We start from the raw sequence: 15,095 nt of genomic DNA, 5'->3' as shown, positions 1-15,095 counted from the left end.
ATCCTTTTGGAGAAGCGTTGTGCGTTGCAGCAGCCGTAGGCTGGAACTGGCGGACGATCTATGCCATCAAATCCGGAATGGTTGATCGTAAGTCCGACAATGACGGCGCGCGCGGCGCCGGGAGCGGGAGCCGGCTCGCCGCCGACGCGGTGAGCGAGCTGCTCATGGGCATGCGGCTCGTCGGCGTGAATTATCGCCGCATCGAGCTCACGCCGCCCTTCGGGCTGCGGTTCGGCGGGGAGCCGGGGCGGGCGCAGTTCCATTTCGTCGCCTGCGGCCCGGTGCTGCTGCGCCGGGAGGACGGCGCCGTGCACGCCATGAACACCGGCGATGCGGTGCTGCTGCCGCGCGGCGGACGGCACGATCTGGTCTCGCAGCCGGACCGGCCGGGCCGCGACGTGGCGGATTTCGCCGCCGCCCCGCTCTGCCCGAGCGTCAGCGCCATTTCCGCCTGCGCCGGCGGGGACTGTTCCTCGCCGCGGGTGCAGGTGTTCAGCGGCTGCATGGAATTCGATCTCGGCGGCATGAATCCGCTGATCGGTCTGATGCCGGAGCAGATGTTCGCTGGCACGCTGCTGTCGCGCTATCCCGAGATACTGCCGATGCTGGAGGCGATGGAGCGCGAGACGCGCGGCGAGCGCGCGGGTTTCGCCGGCATTCTCGCCCGGCTGGCGGATGTGGTGTCCGCCTTCATCGTCCGCGCCTGGGTCGAATGCGGCTGCGGCGAGGCGAGCGGCTGGATCGAGGCGCTGCGTGACCCGCGCCTTGGCCGGGTCCTTGCCGCCGTGCACCGCGATCCCGGCCGCGACTGGACGGTGGCGGAGCTCGCCGCCGAGATGGGCAGCTCCCGCTCGGTTTTCGCCGAGCGCTTTCTCACCGTCACCGGCATGACGCCGTTGCGCTACCTCACCGAGCTGCGCATGCGGCTGGCGGCGCAGTGGATCGGCCGCGACCACCTGCCGATCGAGGAGGCGGCGCACCGCCTCGGCTATGGCTCGCAGGCGGCCTTCAGCCGGGCTTTCAAGCGGGTGACCGGGCAGGCGCCGGGCGCGCTGCGGGCGCAAACGCATTCGGCCCGGTCCTGAGACCGGGCCGATGATGGCCGCACGCGAGGCGCGGCGGCGTACCGACCGGAGGTCAGTGCGAGGAGCGGGAGTTGAGCTCCACCTGCTCGCGGATCGCGGTCGCAGCGTTGCGGGCGGCGAGAACGTCCGCGGCGTTGCGGCCTTCCACGACGGGCGCCTGCGGGGCAGGCTTGTAGGTGGCGGCCTCGGCCGAAGCCGCGCCCAGGGCGATGGTGGCCGACAGGATGGCGAGCGAAACGATCTTGTTCATGGCGGTTCTCCTGTGTGAACGCCGGGTCGAGGGAAGGCGCCCGGTCGTGTCACCAAGCTAGGAGTGGGAGGCCATCGCCGGAATCATGCCTGTGCTTAGCCGGATCATGAATGGATTTGGTCAACCCCATATCTTGGGATAATCCTTCCGTTCGGGCGCCTTCCCAACGGGCAGGCCGGACAAATCCGCCCCCTTTCGAAAGAGGCGCGGCGCCTTCTCCGCCAGCATGGCCAGGCCGTCGATGGGACGGCGCATGCGCCGGCGGCGCGCTCCCGGGCGCCGCATGCCGGACGAAGGCGAGGGCCCGGCGATGACTTCCGGCATTCATGCGACGATCGGTGTCGCGTCCCCCGTCATGGCGTACCTGCGCGACAGGGCCGTTCCGGCGCTGTGCGGCGGCGCGCTGCTGCTGTCGTCGTGGAGCGGCGCCGTGCACGCCGCCGACCCGGCGGATTTCTACGCGGTGCCGGAAGCGTCGCTGGCCGGCCGTCCGGGGACGCTGATCCGCGCCGAGCCCGTGCCGGCGCCCGCCGGCGCGGCGGTCGCCTACCGCATCCTCTATCGTTCGCGCGGTGCCGATGGCCGGCCGGTCGCGGTTTCCGGCGTGGTCGCCGCGCCGCCGGAAGGCACCGCGCGCGAGCCCGTCGTCACCTGGGGCCACGGCACCAGCGGCATCGCGCCCGGCTGCGCGCCGTCGCGTTTTCCCCGCCATGCGTTCGAGAGCATCGGCGGCCTGCACGATCTGCTGGCCGACGGCGATATCGTGGTGGCGACCGACTATCAGGGGCTCGGGGCTGGCCATGTTCACCCCTATCTCGTCGGCGCCAGCGAGGCGCATGCGATGATTGACGCCGTGCGCGCCGCCCGGCAGCTTCCCGGCTTGCGTGCCGGACGCCGCTTCGCCAGCTGGGGTTTCTCGGAAGGCGGGCAGGCCTCGCTGTTCACCGGCGCGCTGGCCCGCAGCTACGCGCCGGAGCTGACCTTCGAAGGGGCGGCGGCGGTCTCCGCGCCGACCGAGCTCGGCCGCCTGCTGAGGAACGACATCGGCACGCCGGCCGGCGAGGTGGTCGCCTCCTTCGCGGCCTGGTCGTGGAGCCATGCCTATCACGTGCCGCTCGGCGAGGTGGTCCAGCCGCAGGCGCTGCCGGCGCTGGAGCATATCGCCACGCTGTGCAGCCTCGATCCGTTCCAGCGGATCGCCGTCGGCCTGTCGACCCTCGCCTATGGCGGGGCCGGGCCGCTGCGCCCGGATGCCACCGGTCATGCCGACTGGAGCCGGCTGATCGCGGCCAATTCGCTGCCGACGCCGCGCGGCGTGCCGGTGTTCCTCGCGCAGGGCGACGGCGACGATCTGGTGCAGCCATCGACGACGCGCGACTACGCCCGCCGGCTCTGCCGGGACGGGGTGGCGCTGGACTACCGGGAGATTCCCTTCGCCTCGCATGGCGGCGCGGAAATGGACAGCGCGGCGGCCGCCAGCGGCTGGCTCGCGGCCCGGCTGGCGGGTGCCCGTCCTCCCAGCGACTGCGCGCAGCTTGCCGGCGGGGCGACCTCCGGCGACGGTCCGGCCGGTCGCCGCTGACGGCTGGTCAGCGCAGCAGCGCCCGCAGCCGGAGCCGCAGGCGATGGGCCATGCGGCGCAGGCTTTCCTTCATCTCGTCGAGGTGCAGCGCGACGGTGATGCGCCGGCGCACCGCGTTCGCGGTGTCGATCACCCACGCCATCCAGCCGATGGTCATGAGCTTGCTCCGGCCGGCGCTGAAGATGCGCTCGATCAGCACGAAGCTCACCAGATGCGCGGCGAGGAACAGGATCGTCCCCGATCGTCCGGCGCCGTTGGCGATCCAGAGCAGGCCGACGAATTTCAGCGGCTCGACGATGGCGTAGGGAATGGCGAGCAGGACGAGGATCGCCAGTGGATGCAGGCCGCCGACCCAGCGCTCGAAGCTGTGCATGATCCGGAGCGCGGCGATCCGGGCGATGAGCGGGCGATAGATCGGGCGCACCAGCTCGTCGAGGATGATGACGACGGCGCACAGCGCGCGAAAGACGAAGCCGAGCGCGACCCGCAGGGGATGACGGCGCCGACGCGCGTCGGAGGAGAGAATCGGATCGGTCATGGCGGCGCGATGATGCGCGCGATCGCGGATGGGGTCATCCATGGACAGGCTCGGTCTTGCGATGCCGCACGTCGTTTTCCGCCGCCTAGGCCTCTCTCTTCAAGCCGTCCAGATGGGCACGGATGTGAGCGGCCTCCGCCGCGCTCGTGGCGAGGCCGATGGCGGTGAGGAAACTCTCGCGTGCCTCGCCTGTGCGGCCGAGCTGCATCAGCAGCGCCCCGCGCAGGCCGTGATAATGGAAATAGCCGGATAGCCTGTCACCCAGCGGCTCGACCATGGTGAGCGCCGCTTCCGCGCCCCGCAGCTTCGAGACCGCGACCGCGCGGTTGAGCGTGATCACCGGCGAGGGCTGCATGATCTCCAGCGTCGCGTAGAGCAGATCGATCTCTCCCCAGTCGGTGTCTTCGGGGGTCGCGGCGCGGGCATGCAGGGCCGAGATCGCTGCCTGTACCTGATAGGGGCCCGGCCGGTGGTGGCGGATCGCCTTGTCGAGCAAGGCGATCCCCTCGGCGATCATCGGGCCGTTCCACCGGCCACGATCCTGATCGTCGAGCAGGATCACCGCGCCGTCCTTGTCGAAACGCGTGCCGGCGCGGGCATGCTGCAGCAGCATGAGCGCGGTGAGCCCCATGATCTCCGGCTCCGCCGGGAACAGGCGCAGCAGCAGACGAGCGAGGCGGATCGCCTCCTCGCAGAGCGGCTCGCGGGCAGCCGACGTGTCGCCGGCGGCGGAATAGCCCTCGTTGAAGACGAGATAGATCATGGCCGCGACGGCGCCGAGCCGCTCCGAGCGCTCCACCGCGCCCGGGGCCTCGAAGGGCACGCCCGAGCCTCCGCTCTGGGCCTTGGCGATGCGCGCCTTGGCGCGGGTGACGCGCTGCTCCATCGCCGCCTCGCTGACAAGGAAGGCGCGGGCGATCTGCTTTACCGACAGGCCCGAGACGATGCGCAGGGCGAGCGCGATCTGCTGGGTCGCGGGCAGGTCGGGATGACAGCAGATGAACAAGAGGCGCAGCACGTCGTCGCGGTAATGCGCGCCGTCCATGCGCTCGGCAAGCACGGCCTCGGTGTCCTCCGTGTCGGAAAACGCTTCCTCGGGCGGCAGCTCGGTCTGCTTCGCCTGCCGACGCACCGCGTCGAGCGCGACATTGCGGCCGACGAAGATCAGCCAGGCGGCGGGATCGCGCGGCGGGCCGTTCTGCGGCCAGCTCTTCAGCGCGCGCAGGCAGGCTTCCTGAAAGGCTTCCTCGGCGAGGTCGAGATCGCGGAAATAGCGCAGCAGGGCGGCGACAGCCTGCGGCCGGGCGGCCGTCAGTGTCGAGCCGATCCAGTGCGCTTCCTCGGATGTCATGGCGCGAAGGTGCCGGGCACGAAGAGGCTGACCGGCCGTACCTCATAGGCGCCGCCGGGATTGGCGCGGGCGAGCTCGCGGGCGATGGACAGCGCCTCTTCCAGATCGGCGCAATCGATGGTGTAGAAGCCGAGCAGCTGCTCCTTGGTCTCGGCGAAGGGGCCGTCCAGCACGAGAGGCGGGTCCTGGTCCTTGCGCAGCGTGGTGGCGGCGGTGGTCGGCAGCAGGCGTGCTGCCGGGCCGAGCTTGCCGGCGCTGGCCAGCTTCTCGTGGACCACGGCGAGCCGCGCCATCACCGCGTCGTCTTCCTCCTTGGTCCACGAGCAGACGACGTCTTCCTGATGGTAGCAAAGCAGGGCGTAGAGCATGGGCGGCCTCCTGGGGTGCGTGAGGATCAGCCGCCGCTGATGGCGGTGATGACGAAGACGTCGGCGCCGGGCGCCAGCGGTGTCGAGAGCCCGGCGCGGCGGCCGTCGACAAAGACGTTGATATGGCGCCGGATCGCCGGCGTCTCGTCGCAGATGCGCTCGCGCATGCCGGGCCAGAGCGCGTCGAGCCCGTCCACCATCTCGGCGACGCTGCGGGCGGGCAGGGCGACGAGCCGGTCGGCGCCGGGGAACAGCACGACGAGATGCGGCGGCAGGCGCACGAGGATGGGGGCCTCCTCCGCCGGCTGCCGCACCGCGTTTTCGTCCCTCGTCCTCACCGCTCGATCACCAGCGTCTCGACCGAGGTGATGGTCGGCAGGTATGGCGCGACGCAGTCCCATGTGTCGCCCTCGTCGATGCTGGCATAGAGGCCGCCGGCATTGGTGCCGAAATAGATCCCGGCCGGCTCCATCGTGTCGGTCGCCATCGCCTGGCGCAGCACGTTGAAATAGGCGCCGTCCTGCGGCAAGCCCTCGCGCATGGCCTGCCAGCTCTGCCCGCCGTCGCGGGTGCGCCAGACGGCGGTCTTTCCTTCCGGCATGAAGCGGCCCTTGATGTCGCCGTTCAGCGGGATGAGGTAGAGGCCGTCCGGATCGCGCGGATGCACCGCGGCCGGGAAGCCGAAGGAGGAGGGCAGGCCGGCCTCGATGCTCTCCCATTTCCGGCCGCCATCGTCCGAGCGGTACATGCCGCAATGGTTCTGCTGGTAGAGCCGCGCCCCGCCGCCCGGCGCCATGACGAGGCAGTGCACGCACTGGCCGAACTCGGGATAGTTCTGGCCCTCGGGCAGGAAGTCGGCGCGGGTGCCGCGGTTGCGGGTCTCCCAGCTTTTCCCGCCATCCTCGGTGGCGAAGACGCCGGCGGCGGAGATGCCGACCCAGATCTTGTTCCGGTCCGCCGGGTCGAGCACCAGCGAATGCAGGATCAGCCCGGCGCCGCCGGGATTCCATTCCGGTCGCGTCGGGTGCTTCTGCAGGCCTTCGACATGGGTCCAGCTCTCGCCGCCATCAGTGCTGCGGAACAGGCCGGCCGGCTCGACGCCGGCATAGAGGCTGCCGTCCGCGCCGGCGGCGAGGCTCCACACGGATTTCACCGGCACGTCGCCGCCCTCATAGGCGAGGCCCTGGCTCGAATGGCTCCATGTCCGGCCGAAATCGGTCGATTTCCACACCGCCGGGCCGAACCATTCATTGCCGCCGCCGGCATAGAGGGTGCCGGTTCCCGGATCGGCGACGACATGGTTGGTCGGCCACGTCTCGCAGAACGGACCGCGCACCTCCCAGGAGCGGCGCGCGGCGTCGCTCTCGAGGATGAAGGCGCCCTTGCGGGTGCCGACGAGGATGAAGACCTTCTTCGCCATGACGCCCTCCCGTCAGGTGGTGGAGACGACGATCATCCACGACACGCCGAAACGGTCGGTCAGCGTGCCGAAGCTCGGGGAGAAGAAGGTCTTTGTCAGCGGCATGGTGACCTGTCCGCCCTCGGCGAGCGCGGCGAATGTCGCTTCCGCCTCCTCGGGCGAGGCGACGGAGAGCGCCAGCGAGATGCCGGAGAACGCCGCGCCGTCGGACTGGCAGCCGTCCGAGGCCATCAGCTCGGCGTCGCCGATCTTGAAGCTCGAATGCATGATCTTGTCGCCCCAATCGTCGGGGACCATGCCCGGCGGCGGCTGATCGGGCGCCTCGCGGAAGCGCATCAGCATGGTGACCTCCGCGCCGACCGCCTTCCTGTAGAATTCGATGGCCTCTTCGGTGCGGCCGTTGAACATCAGATAAGCCTGCACGTTCATTGGATTTCCTCCCTTGGCCGATCCGCGGCCATCGACATCGACGAGACGAGGACGAATGGGGAAAGCCTGAGCCGACATCACCGCGGAAATTTCGTCCGGCACGCCCGCGGCACGTTCTTCGCGCCGCTTTCGCCCGCCGGTCGTCCTCGGGCGGGTCCTGTCGAGAGGCGCAGCGAGCGGAGCTGCCCTCTGGAAAAATCTGAGACGCGGTGTCGGCTTTGGCAAGTCGGGCGCGTCCTTGGAGCACGACGGATATGTCAGGAGGACAAGCGCCCATGCCAAGCACCGTACGCCTGCACCGCGTTCTCGCGACCAGCCCCGAGAAGGTCTATCGCGCATTCGTCGAGGCCGACGCCCTCGCGAAATGGCTGCCGCCCAACGGCTTCACCTGCACCGTGCATCATCTCGAGGCGACGGTCGGCGGCACGTTCAGGATGTCTTTCCGGAACTTCACGACCGGGCATGGCCATGCGTTCGGCGGCGAATATGTCGAGCTCATCCCCGGCGAGCGCCTGCGCTACACCGACACATTCGACGACCCCAACCTGCCGGGGGAAATGCAGGTGACGGTGACGCTGAAGAAGGTCTCGGTCGGCACCGATCTCGATATCGTTCAGGCCGGCATCCCGGACCTCATTCCACCCGAGGCCTGTTATCTCGGCTGGCAGGAGTCGTTGCGAAACCTGGCAAGACTGGTCGAACCCGAGATCAATCAGTAGCGGTTCGGACATACCGCTCCGCGCGCGGCGCGACGGCACAAGCTTAGCCGCAGCAATAATGGGGTCGCGGACAGCATATGCTTGCCGACTGCCCTATGGTAAGGACGTCGAGCAGCCGCGTTCATCAGCAACATCTGCGAGCCCGCATGGCGGAAGGCGCGAATTCCAACCCGACCGCAGCCATGACCGCCGCGTCGCGGGTTCGGCATGTCGTCATGGACACGCGGGGGCTTGGTCAGAAGGAAGCGGTCGCCGCCTGGCAGGAGAGCATCGGCGTCCTCTATGACGTCCGCCAGCGCAGCAAGGGCGATCCGTTCAGCTTCAGTGCCGACGCCTTTCATCTCGGCGAGATCGTGCTCACCGGCTATCGCTGCGTGGCGCACAGCTTCGACCGCACACGTGCCCGGATCGGCCGGGACGGGCTCGATCACATCACGCTCCAGCTCTGCCTCAGGGGCGGCCACGGAAGGCGGGACGGCGGCTCGGCCGATCAGGCCAACCCGGGCGATTTCTTCATTGCCGATCTCGCGCAGGCACAGGCGACCGCGACGACGGCGGAGTTCGACAGCCTCAACCTGACCATACCCCGCCGCCTGCTGGCGCCGCTGCTCAAGGCGCCGGACGAGCAGAACCTGCGCCGCATCCGGGGCGATGCCCCGCTCGCCGCGCTGCTGCGCAATCATCTGGGCGGCCTGTACGCCGGTGCCGGCCGGATGAGCCCGGAGGAGGCCGAGGCGATCGTCCAGCCGACGATCGAGCTTGCCGCTGCCGCGCTCAATGCCTCGGTAGCGGAGGAAAATGCCGCCGCCGTCCAGCTCGCCCTGACGGGGCAGATCGGCCGCTACATCGACGAGCGTCTCCTCGACCCGGCGCTCGCCAGCGAGGAGATCGCGGCGGCCTTCGGCATTTCGACGCGCAAGCTCTACTATCTGTTCGAGGCGCATGGCGGTGTCGCGTCCTACGTCACGCGGGGGCGGTTGCAGCGGGCGAGGAAGATGCTTGCCGATCCCGCTCAGCAGGGCCGGAGCATCGCGGATATCGCCGAGCTCCACGGCTTCGCCTACCGCACCAATTTCGTCCGTGCCTTCCGCAAGCTTTTCGGCATCACCCCGCGCGAGGTGCGGGCGCACGCCGCCGAGGGGCGCCGCATGCGTGATGATCCCGGCGGCGACACCACGATGTGGCATTGGATCCGCCAGCTTCGGTGAAACCGTCCGAGCAGATCGGCGGACGTGGCAGCCGCAATACGATTCGAGAGATGCGGATCATCTCGATTCCACCAAGATAGTCGTGGGATTTGCACGGCCGGATACGGATTCGGCAGCCCCGGATACATTTGCGATCGGCGCCGTTCATTTCCTTGCACGCGCAATAATGCCTGACCCAAAGTCGCCCGCGTTGCCGGGAAGGCAGGTTCCCGGAAGGGCGTCGCACGCTTCGTACAGGTGAAGCGCGAGCGCCTTTTCGGCCTGCCTCGGCGATGCCATGCGTTTCGGGGGGTATCAATGGCACGGGTGCGGCTGGGTTTTCGAAAGGGGCGGACTGCTGGGGTATTTCAGTTCCGGTCAGCACCTCGGCCGGTGTTGCCATCGGGGTCGGTCCGGCTGGCGCGCCTCCACGCCGCCCTGCTGGCGACAACCGCCGCCATCGCCCTCGGCCATGCCTCGCCCGCGGGGGCGCAAACGGCCTGGACTGGCACCAATTCGGACAACTGGTTCGACCCCGGCAACTGGAGTGCCGGACTGCCGAACAATGTCACCGACGCCGAGATCGACAACATCGCCATCAATGCCCCCGCCGTGTTCGCCATCGGCGCCAATGCGCGCGACCTCACAGTCGGCAACAGCGCGGTCGGTTCGCTGGTGGTGCAAAATGGCGGCGTGCTGCTGACCACGACCGGCTATCTCGGCCGGGGGCTCGGCTCGACCGGCGCCGTCACGGTGGTCGGCGCGGAGTCGACCTGGGCGAATACGGGCGACTTCTACGTCGGCGACCAGGGCAACGGCATATTGATGATCGCCAATGGCGGCGAGGTCACCAGCAACGATTCCTTCGTCGGCAATGTCGGCTCGGGCCTCGTGACGGTCACCGGCACGGATTCGACCTGGAACGTGACCGATCCCCTGATCGTCGGCAATTTCGGTAGCGGCACGGTCAATGTCGACACGGGCGGCACCGTGAACACCGAGCGGGTGACCGTCGGCGCCAGCAACGGCTCGGAAGGCATCCTCGACATAAGCGGCGGCGAGACGCGCTGGATCGCCTCGAGCGAGTTCACGGTCGGCGACGAGGGTACCGGCACCGTCACGGTGTCCGGCGGCGCTACGGTGGAATCGCAGACCCTCGTGCTCGGTTTCGGGTCGACCGGATTGGGCTTCGTCACCCTCACTGGCGCGGACACGTCGTGGACCACGACGGCGAGCACCGGCATCGGCAGCGACGGCGTGGGGCATCTGCGCATCGAGGCCGGGGCGGCGCTCGGCACGGTCAGCCTCTCGCTCTCCACCGGCTCCGGCGTGGTCACCGGAGTGGGATCGAGCCTGACGGCGAGCAGCAACATCTTCGTCGGCGCCAGCGGCGAGAGCACGCTGACCGTCGCCGATGGCGCCGGCGTGACCAGCGACGGAGCGACGATCGCGCTCCTCGGCATCGGCACCGCGAACGTGACCGGCGGCGCCAACTGGACGAGCAACTCGACCTTCACCGTCGGGCACTCCGGTCTCGGCACGCTCAACGTCACCGCCGGGGGCACGGTGAACACGCTGGATTCGCTCGTCGGCCGCTTCGCTACCGGCGTCGGCATCCTCAATGTCGAGGGCGAGGGGTCGAGCTTCGTCAACACCGGGAACATGCTGATCGGCGACGAGGGCACCGGCGCGGTGTCGATCACGGCCGGTGGCGCGGTCGAGGCGCAGAGCGTCCTTCTCGGGCGCGAAATCGGCTCCGGCGGCAGCGCTTCCATAACCGGCGCCGGCTCCTCGCTCACCAGCCACGAATTCCTGCTCGTCGGCCTGGAAGGCAACGGGGTGATGTTCGTCGAGAATGGCGGGCAGGTGAATTCGGTGGTCGCCGCCATCGGCGCCTCGACCGGCGGCATCGGCGAGGCGACGGTTGCCGGCGCGACCTGGATGAACAGCGGCGATCTCGTCATCGGCGCCGACGGTACCGGCGTGCTTACCCTCGCCGAAGGCGGCCGGGTCGAGGTCGGTGGCACGACGCAGATCGCGGCGGGGGCCGCCTCGTCCGGCACGCTGAACATCGGCGCCGCCGAAGGGCAGGCGGCCGTCGCGCCGGGCACGCTCGCGGCGAGCGCGATCACGTTCGGGCCGGGCGCCGGCGCCATCGTCTTCAATCACAGCTCGACCGACTATCAATTCTCCGCCGGTATGAGCGGTACGGGCGCGATCGACGTTCTCTCCGGCACCACGGTGCTGACCGGCGATTCCAGCGGCTTCGCCGGCGCGACGGCGGTCAGTGGCGGCACTCTCGCGGTGAACGGGATACTCGGCGGCACGCTGGACGTTCTCGCCGGGCGTCTGCAGGGCACCGGCACGGTCGGCTCGACGCACATCGCCGGGGGCGCCGTCATCGCACCCGGAAACTCCATCGGCACGCTGAACGTCGCCGGCAATGCAACCTTCGAGGCCGGAAGCATCTACGAGGTCGAGGTCGATCCGAACAGCACGGCCGGCGACCGGATCCACGCCACCGGCACCGTCACGATCAATGGCGGCACGGTGCAGCATGTCGGCCTCGGTGGTGCCTACGCGCCGTTCAAGAGCTACACCATCATTGCCGCCGATGGCGGCGTGAACGGCACGTTCGCGGCGGTCGCCTCCGACTTCGCCTTCCTCGATCCGACGCTGAGCTACGATCCCAACAACGTCTACCTCACGCTCATCCGCAACGATGTGGGCTTCGGCAGCGTCGGCTGGACGCCCAACCAGATCGCCACGGGCTTCGGTGTGGAGAGCCTGGGCCTCGGCAATCCGGTCTACGATGCGGTGCTCGGCCTCTCGCAGGGCCAGGCGCGCTATGCGTTCGACCAGCTCTCGGGCGAGGTCCACGCCTCGGCGAAGAGCGTGCTGATCGACGACAGCCGCTTCGTCCGCGAGGCGGCCGTCGATCGCCTCCGGGCGGCGCTCGACGGCGTCGGCGCCTCTTCGCCACCGGTGATGGCCTATGGCGAGGGCGGACCGCAGCTCGCGGCGCCGACGACCGATCGTTTCGCCGTCTGGGGACAGGGTTTCGGCTCCTGGGGCCAGTTCGACAGCGACGGTAACGCCGCGCATCTCGACAGCTCGACCGGTGGCTTCTTCATCGGTGCCGATATGCCGATCTTCGAGACCTGGCGGCTCGGCATCCTCGCCGGATACAGCCGGACGAATTTCGACGTCGACGACCGCGCCTCCTCCGGCAGCAGCGACAATTATCCCCTCGGCCTCTATGCCGGCACGCAATGGGGCAATCTCGGCTTCCGCTCCGGCCTCGCCTATACGTGGCACGCGATCGACACCAGCCGCTCCGTCCTCTTTCAGGGCTTCGGCGAGAACCTGAAGAGCAGCTACGACGCGGCGACCTTCCAAGCCTTCGGCGAGTTCGGCTACCGCTTCGACGTGCGGTCCGTGGCGTTCGAGCCCTTCGCCAACCTCGCCTATGTGAGCTTCGACAGCGACGGCTTCACCGAGCAATGGGGTGCGGCGGCGCTCCATGCCGGCGGCCAGACCACGGACACCACCTTCACCACGCTCGGCCTGCGTATCGCGGCCGGGCTCGATATCGGCGGCATGGACGTGACGGCGCGCGGCACGCTCGGTTGGCGTCATGCCTTCGGCGACACCACGTCGCTGTCGACGCAGGCCTTCGCCGGTGGCGATCCCTTCACCGTCGCCGGCGTGCCGATCGCCCGCAATGCCGCCGTCGTCGAGGCGGGCCTCGATGTCAGCCTGACGCCGCAGGCGACGCTCGGCATCGCCTATAACGGCCAGCTCGCCTCCGATGCCCGGCAGAACGGCTTCAAGGCCGACCTGACCGTCAGGTTCTGATCCGAGATCGTCGCCCGAATCCCGGAGACAAAGCCGGCCGGCTCCCGCGGAGAGGGCTAGGCCGGCATGAGGGAGATCAGCGCGCCAAGCGTGATCGCGGCTTGCGCGGCGGCGGCGGCGGCCAACAGCAGGCCGACGCATCGTGGCGCATTCCGAGGCTCCCGCACGGCATAGGCGCCACGCTCGGTCGGATAATGCCCCCGCTGATAGCCAACCCAGAAAAGGCAGCCTGCGAGGACGCCGAGCAGCGCGGCCGAGGCCAGATGCGGCAGGCTCCAGGCGATGAGCGCCTTGCGCGCGGTGAGGCCGGCCACGAGCATGGCGAGAAAGCCGGAACGCAGCCAGGCGAGGGCCGTCCGCTCGAACTGCAGGCCGCTGTCCTTTGCCGGCGAGGGCGCGTGTCTGGGGTTGTCATCCATCATGGTATCCTCACCCGATGATGATGAGCCCGGTCAGCATGGCGGCGATCGCGGTGACGACCAGCGTCAACAGCGGCAGCATGAGGCTTCTGGGCAGATCCTGCGCGTGGCGCATGGCGCGTTCCGCTCCCGCCCAGCGGCGATAGGCGAAGCCGCCGAGCAGACCGCCGACAACCAGCAGGAAGAGCGACAGCGCGAGTCGCAGCGGCGGTGTCGCGAGGTGGGAGGCGTACTGGTCGATCCCGACGGCCCCGGCGATCAGCGCCAGCGCCGTCCGGATCCAGGCCAGAAAGGTCCGCTCATTGGCGAGAGAGAAGCGATAATCCGGCCGCGTTCCCGAATGCCACCACTTCATGGGGCGACCCGCCCGGTGAGGTTCCCGCCCGTCCGCGGTGGCGGCGGCTGCGTCGACGTATGCGGGCTCACGCAAAGCATGGCTCGAGCATTCCGGCGACGTCGGCGACGCCATCAATATCGAGGATCGAGGAGATGAGGCTAGCCGGATCGATGCCGGCGAGCCTCATATTCTCGGTGGCCTTCCCAATTACGAGATCGTCGTCGACGGGCCTGAGTTCGCCACCCAACGGCGCCTCGATCGAACGATGGAATTCACGGCCGTCCGTTGCCACCACCGTCGCGGTGGCGGACGGGCGGCGCCGGCTCCCGTTCATCAGGTCGTCCATGGCCGGGTCGATCGCGACTTCCACCTTGTCGGCGACGCCGTGCAGGAGCGGATCGGCGAAGGCGTCGCTTGTGAACCATCCGGCACCGGCTGCACGGCCGGTCGCGATGGCCCCGATGAGGAAGGGCAGGCTGAACTGCGCGTCGATCGGATTGACCGGGCGACGCTCCATCAGCTTGTCCGCCACCACGCCAAAAGTCGCGATCCGGATCGCGACGATGTCCGATGCGGCAAGGCCGGCGTGCCGGTAGGCCAATTCGAAAGCCTCCAGTGCCGGAGCGAGCCATCGACATGCCGGATAGGTCTTGAAGCTGCCCTTGCCGGCCAGCCACTGCCTGCCGAGGCCTTCGGTGACGAGGGAGGTGTCGAACCGATCCGAACCGATCATCCGCCAGTAGCCCTGGGGTCCGTCGAACAGGTCGGCGCTGCCGACGAACCCTTCCTCTCCCATGATCGCCGCCTGCACGCCGGCCTGCGCCGCCGGCGCGACGCCATCCTTCAGCGAAATGATCGGCCGCGTGCGCCAGTTGTATTTGTGCAGGCTCGGCAGGGGCGTCAGCGCACCCGCCAGTCCGAGGGCATTGCGCAGCGCCGCCGCGTCGAAGCCGGAGAGCCTGCCGAATGCGACGGCGGCCCCGATCGTCTGATGCTGGCCGACGCCGTAGACCTGCCGGAAGCGGCGCGCGGTCGGCTGCATGGCGAGGATCAGGCGGTTGTTGATCTCATAGGCGGCGGCGAGGGCGGCAAGAAACTCGCGGCCGGAAACCCTTCTTGCGCCTAGCGCGGCGAGCGCCGCCGGCACGATGCTCGCGCTCGGGTGCCCCATGCCCTTGCCATTCACCTCGAAGCCGTCGTCATAGTCGAGCGCGTTGGCGATGACGCTGTTGGCGAAGGTCGCGGCGACCGGGGCGAAGCGCTCCGCCGTTCCGAAGACCCGGCACGTCCCCCCTGGTCCCATGCGTGCGGCGACCGCCCGCGCGTTGCGCGCGATGTCGAGACCGGCTCCCGCGAGGGCGCAGGCGATCGTATCGAGGAGATGCAGCTTGATGCGATGGCGCACGGTTGCGGGGATCGCGTCGTAGTCGAGTTGCGCGGCAAAGCCCGCGACCTCCCGGGTGACGTGGTCGCTGCCCGGCCCATGATGGGCCGACGGGTCGTGGGAGGCATCGCGCGATGCCGGATGCTTGGCCATGATCATGTCGGGAAT

15 protein-coding genes are annotated in these 15,095 nt (G+C 69.1%); 5 read left to right on the top strand and 10 right to left on the bottom strand.

All coding sequences use genetic code 11. The features are described 5' to 3' along the window. Nucleotides 1–77: 77 nt before the first annotated feature. Nucleotides 78–1,085, top strand: coding sequence for an AraC family transcriptional regulator (locus STARVERO_RS18485; protein WP_159600653.1), 1,008 nt, complete (start codon nucleotides 78–80; stop codon nucleotides 1,083–1,085). 52 nt (nucleotides 1,086–1,137) lie between these two features. Here the strand turns inward: STARVERO_RS18485 and STARVERO_RS18480 are convergent, their stop codons facing one another. Next, the gene (locus STARVERO_RS18480; protein ID WP_144341210.1) at nucleotides 1,138–1,335 is read right to left on the bottom strand and encodes a hypothetical protein; all 198 of its coding nucleotides are present in this window, start codon (nucleotides 1,333–1,335) and stop codon (nucleotides 1,138–1,140) included. A gap of 310 nt (nucleotides 1,336–1,645) precedes the next feature. On the opposite strand from STARVERO_RS18480, the gene STARVERO_RS18475 reads away from it, so the two are divergent. Next, nucleotides 1,646–2,917, top strand: a complete 1,272-nt coding sequence (locus STARVERO_RS18475) for a lipase family protein (RefSeq protein WP_159600651.1) — start codon at nucleotides 1,646–1,648, stop codon at nucleotides 2,915–2,917. Nucleotides 2,918–2,924: 7 nt separating this feature from the next. Here STARVERO_RS18475 and STARVERO_RS18470 read toward each other — a convergent pair whose 3' ends face one another. Genes STARVERO_RS18470 through STARVERO_RS18445 form a run of 6 tightly spaced genes read right to left on the bottom strand, consistent with a single transcriptional unit; the run spans nucleotide 2,925 to nucleotide 7,023 of the window. Then, entirely contained in the window at nucleotides 2,925–3,497 is a 573-nt protein-coding gene (locus tag STARVERO_RS18470) for a hypothetical protein (protein ID WP_159600649.1), read from the bottom strand. A 43-nt stretch (nucleotides 3,498–3,540) separates the two neighbouring features. Then, entirely contained in the window at nucleotides 3,541–4,806 is a 1,266-nt protein-coding gene (locus STARVERO_RS18465) for an RNA polymerase sigma factor (protein ID WP_159600647.1), read from the bottom strand. Then, complete coding sequence (locus STARVERO_RS18460; RefSeq protein ID WP_144341206.1) at nucleotides 4,803–5,174, bottom strand: YciI family protein; 372 nt, start codon at nucleotides 5,172–5,174, stop codon at nucleotides 4,803–4,805. The genes STARVERO_RS18465 and STARVERO_RS18460 overlap by 4 nt, the downstream gene beginning before the upstream one ends. A 26-nt stretch (nucleotides 5,175–5,200) precedes the next feature. Next, nucleotides 5,201–5,488 (bottom strand): ubiquitin family protein, encoded by a 288-nt coding sequence (locus tag STARVERO_RS18455; protein ID WP_244616818.1) that lies wholly within the window; start codon nucleotides 5,486–5,488, stop codon nucleotides 5,201–5,203. A gap of 20 nt (nucleotides 5,489–5,508) precedes the next feature. After that, complete coding sequence (locus tag STARVERO_RS18450; RefSeq protein WP_159600643.1) at nucleotides 5,509–6,594, bottom strand: WD40/YVTN/BNR-like repeat-containing protein; 1,086 nt, start codon at nucleotides 6,592–6,594, stop codon at nucleotides 5,509–5,511. 12 nt (nucleotides 6,595–6,606) lie between these two features. Then, complete coding sequence (locus STARVERO_RS18445; RefSeq protein WP_144341203.1) at nucleotides 6,607–7,023, bottom strand: VOC family protein; 417 nt, start codon at nucleotides 7,021–7,023, stop codon at nucleotides 6,607–6,609. Nucleotides 7,024–7,298: 275 nt separating this feature from the next. Between STARVERO_RS18445 and STARVERO_RS18440 the strand changes: the two genes are divergently transcribed. The 3 genes from STARVERO_RS18440 to STARVERO_RS18430 all read left to right on the top strand — a co-directional run bounded on the left by STARVERO_RS18440 (nucleotide 7,299) and on the right by STARVERO_RS18430 (nucleotide 12,787). Further along, nucleotides 7,299–7,742 (top strand): SRPBCC family protein, encoded by a 444-nt coding sequence (locus STARVERO_RS18440; protein ID WP_159600641.1) that lies wholly within the window; start codon nucleotides 7,299–7,301, stop codon nucleotides 7,740–7,742. A 182-nt stretch (nucleotides 7,743–7,924) separates the two neighbouring features. After that, a complete protein-coding gene (locus STARVERO_RS18435; protein ID WP_159600639.1) occupies nucleotides 7,925–8,950 on the top strand; it encodes a helix-turn-helix domain-containing protein in 1,026 nt (341 codons plus the stop codon). A gap of 372 nt (nucleotides 8,951–9,322) precedes the next feature. After that, the gene (locus STARVERO_RS18430) at nucleotides 9,323–12,787 is read left to right on the top strand and encodes an autotransporter domain-containing protein (protein ID WP_159600636.1); all 3,465 of its coding nucleotides are present in this window, start codon (nucleotides 9,323–9,325) and stop codon (nucleotides 12,785–12,787) included. 56 nt (nucleotides 12,788–12,843) lie between these two features. Here STARVERO_RS18430 and STARVERO_RS18425 read toward each other — a convergent pair whose 3' ends face one another. The 3 genes from STARVERO_RS18425 to STARVERO_RS18415 all read right to left on the bottom strand — a co-directional run bounded on the left by STARVERO_RS18425 (nucleotide 12,844) and on the right by STARVERO_RS18415 (nucleotide 15,080). After that, nucleotides 12,844–13,209: a DUF202 domain-containing protein gene (locus tag STARVERO_RS18425; RefSeq protein ID WP_159600634.1), complete on the bottom strand. Its 366-nt coding sequence runs from the start codon at nucleotides 13,207–13,209 to the stop codon at nucleotides 12,844–12,846. A 7-nt stretch (nucleotides 13,210–13,216) separates the two neighbouring features. Next, nucleotides 13,217–13,561, bottom strand: coding sequence for a YidH family protein (locus tag STARVERO_RS18420; RefSeq protein ID WP_159600632.1), 345 nt, complete (start codon nucleotides 13,559–13,561; stop codon nucleotides 13,217–13,219). 67 nt (nucleotides 13,562–13,628) lie between these two features. Continuing rightward, entirely contained in the window at nucleotides 13,629–15,080 is a 1,452-nt protein-coding gene (locus STARVERO_RS18415) for an MmgE/PrpD family protein (protein ID WP_159600630.1), read from the bottom strand. Nucleotides 15,081–15,095: the final 15 nt, after the last annotated feature.

Origin of the sequence: Starkeya nomas (assembly GCF_902703545.1) — a bacterium.
Classification (GTDB): domain Bacteria; phylum Pseudomonadota; class Alphaproteobacteria; order Rhizobiales; family Xanthobacteraceae; genus Ancylobacter; species Ancylobacter moscoviensis.
This window is presented reverse-complemented; position numbering and strand designations above follow the sequence as displayed.

Excerpts from the sequence above, each read along its gene's own strand:
- STARVERO_RS18435 (WP_159600639.1), top strand. The coding sequence starts at position 7,925 with ATGACCGCCGCGTCGCGGGTTCGGCATGTCGTCATGGACACGCGGGGG.
- STARVERO_RS18420 (WP_159600632.1), bottom strand. The coding sequence starts at position 13,561 with ATGAAGTGGTGGCATTCGGGAACGCGGCCGGATTATCGCTTCTCTCTC.
- STARVERO_RS18470 (WP_159600649.1), bottom strand. The coding sequence starts at position 3,497 with ATGGATGACCCCATCCGCGATCGCGCGCATCATCGCGCCGCCATGACC.
- STARVERO_RS18450 (WP_159600643.1), bottom strand. The coding sequence starts at position 6,594 with ATGGCGAAGAAGGTCTTCATCCTCGTCGGCACCCGCAAGGGCGCCTTC.
- STARVERO_RS18475 (WP_159600651.1), top strand. The coding sequence starts at position 1,646 with ATGACTTCCGGCATTCATGCGACGATCGGTGTCGCGTCCCCCGTCATG.
- STARVERO_RS18415 (WP_159600630.1), bottom strand. The coding sequence starts at position 15,080 with ATGGCCAAGCATCCGGCATCGCGCGATGCCTCCCACGACCCGTCGGCC.
- STARVERO_RS18465 (WP_159600647.1), bottom strand. The coding sequence starts at position 4,806 with ATGACATCCGAGGAAGCGCACTGGATCGGCTCGACACTGACGGCCGCC.
- STARVERO_RS18440 (WP_159600641.1), top strand. The coding sequence starts at position 7,299 with ATGCCAAGCACCGTACGCCTGCACCGCGTTCTCGCGACCAGCCCCGAG.
- STARVERO_RS18460 (WP_144341206.1), bottom strand. The coding sequence starts at position 5,174 with ATGCTCTACGCCCTGCTTTGCTACCATCAGGAAGACGTCGTCTGCTCG.
- STARVERO_RS18425 (WP_159600634.1), bottom strand. The coding sequence starts at position 13,209 with ATGATGGATGACAACCCCAGACACGCGCCCTCGCCGGCAAAGGACAGC.
- STARVERO_RS18445 (WP_144341203.1), bottom strand. The coding sequence starts at position 7,023 with ATGAACGTGCAGGCTTATCTGATGTTCAACGGCCGCACCGAAGAGGCC.
- STARVERO_RS18480 (WP_144341210.1), bottom strand. The coding sequence starts at position 1,335 with ATGAACAAGATCGTTTCGCTCGCCATCCTGTCGGCCACCATCGCCCTG.
- STARVERO_RS18485 (WP_159600653.1), top strand. The coding sequence starts at position 78 with ATGGTTGATCGTAAGTCCGACAATGACGGCGCGCGCGGCGCCGGGAGC.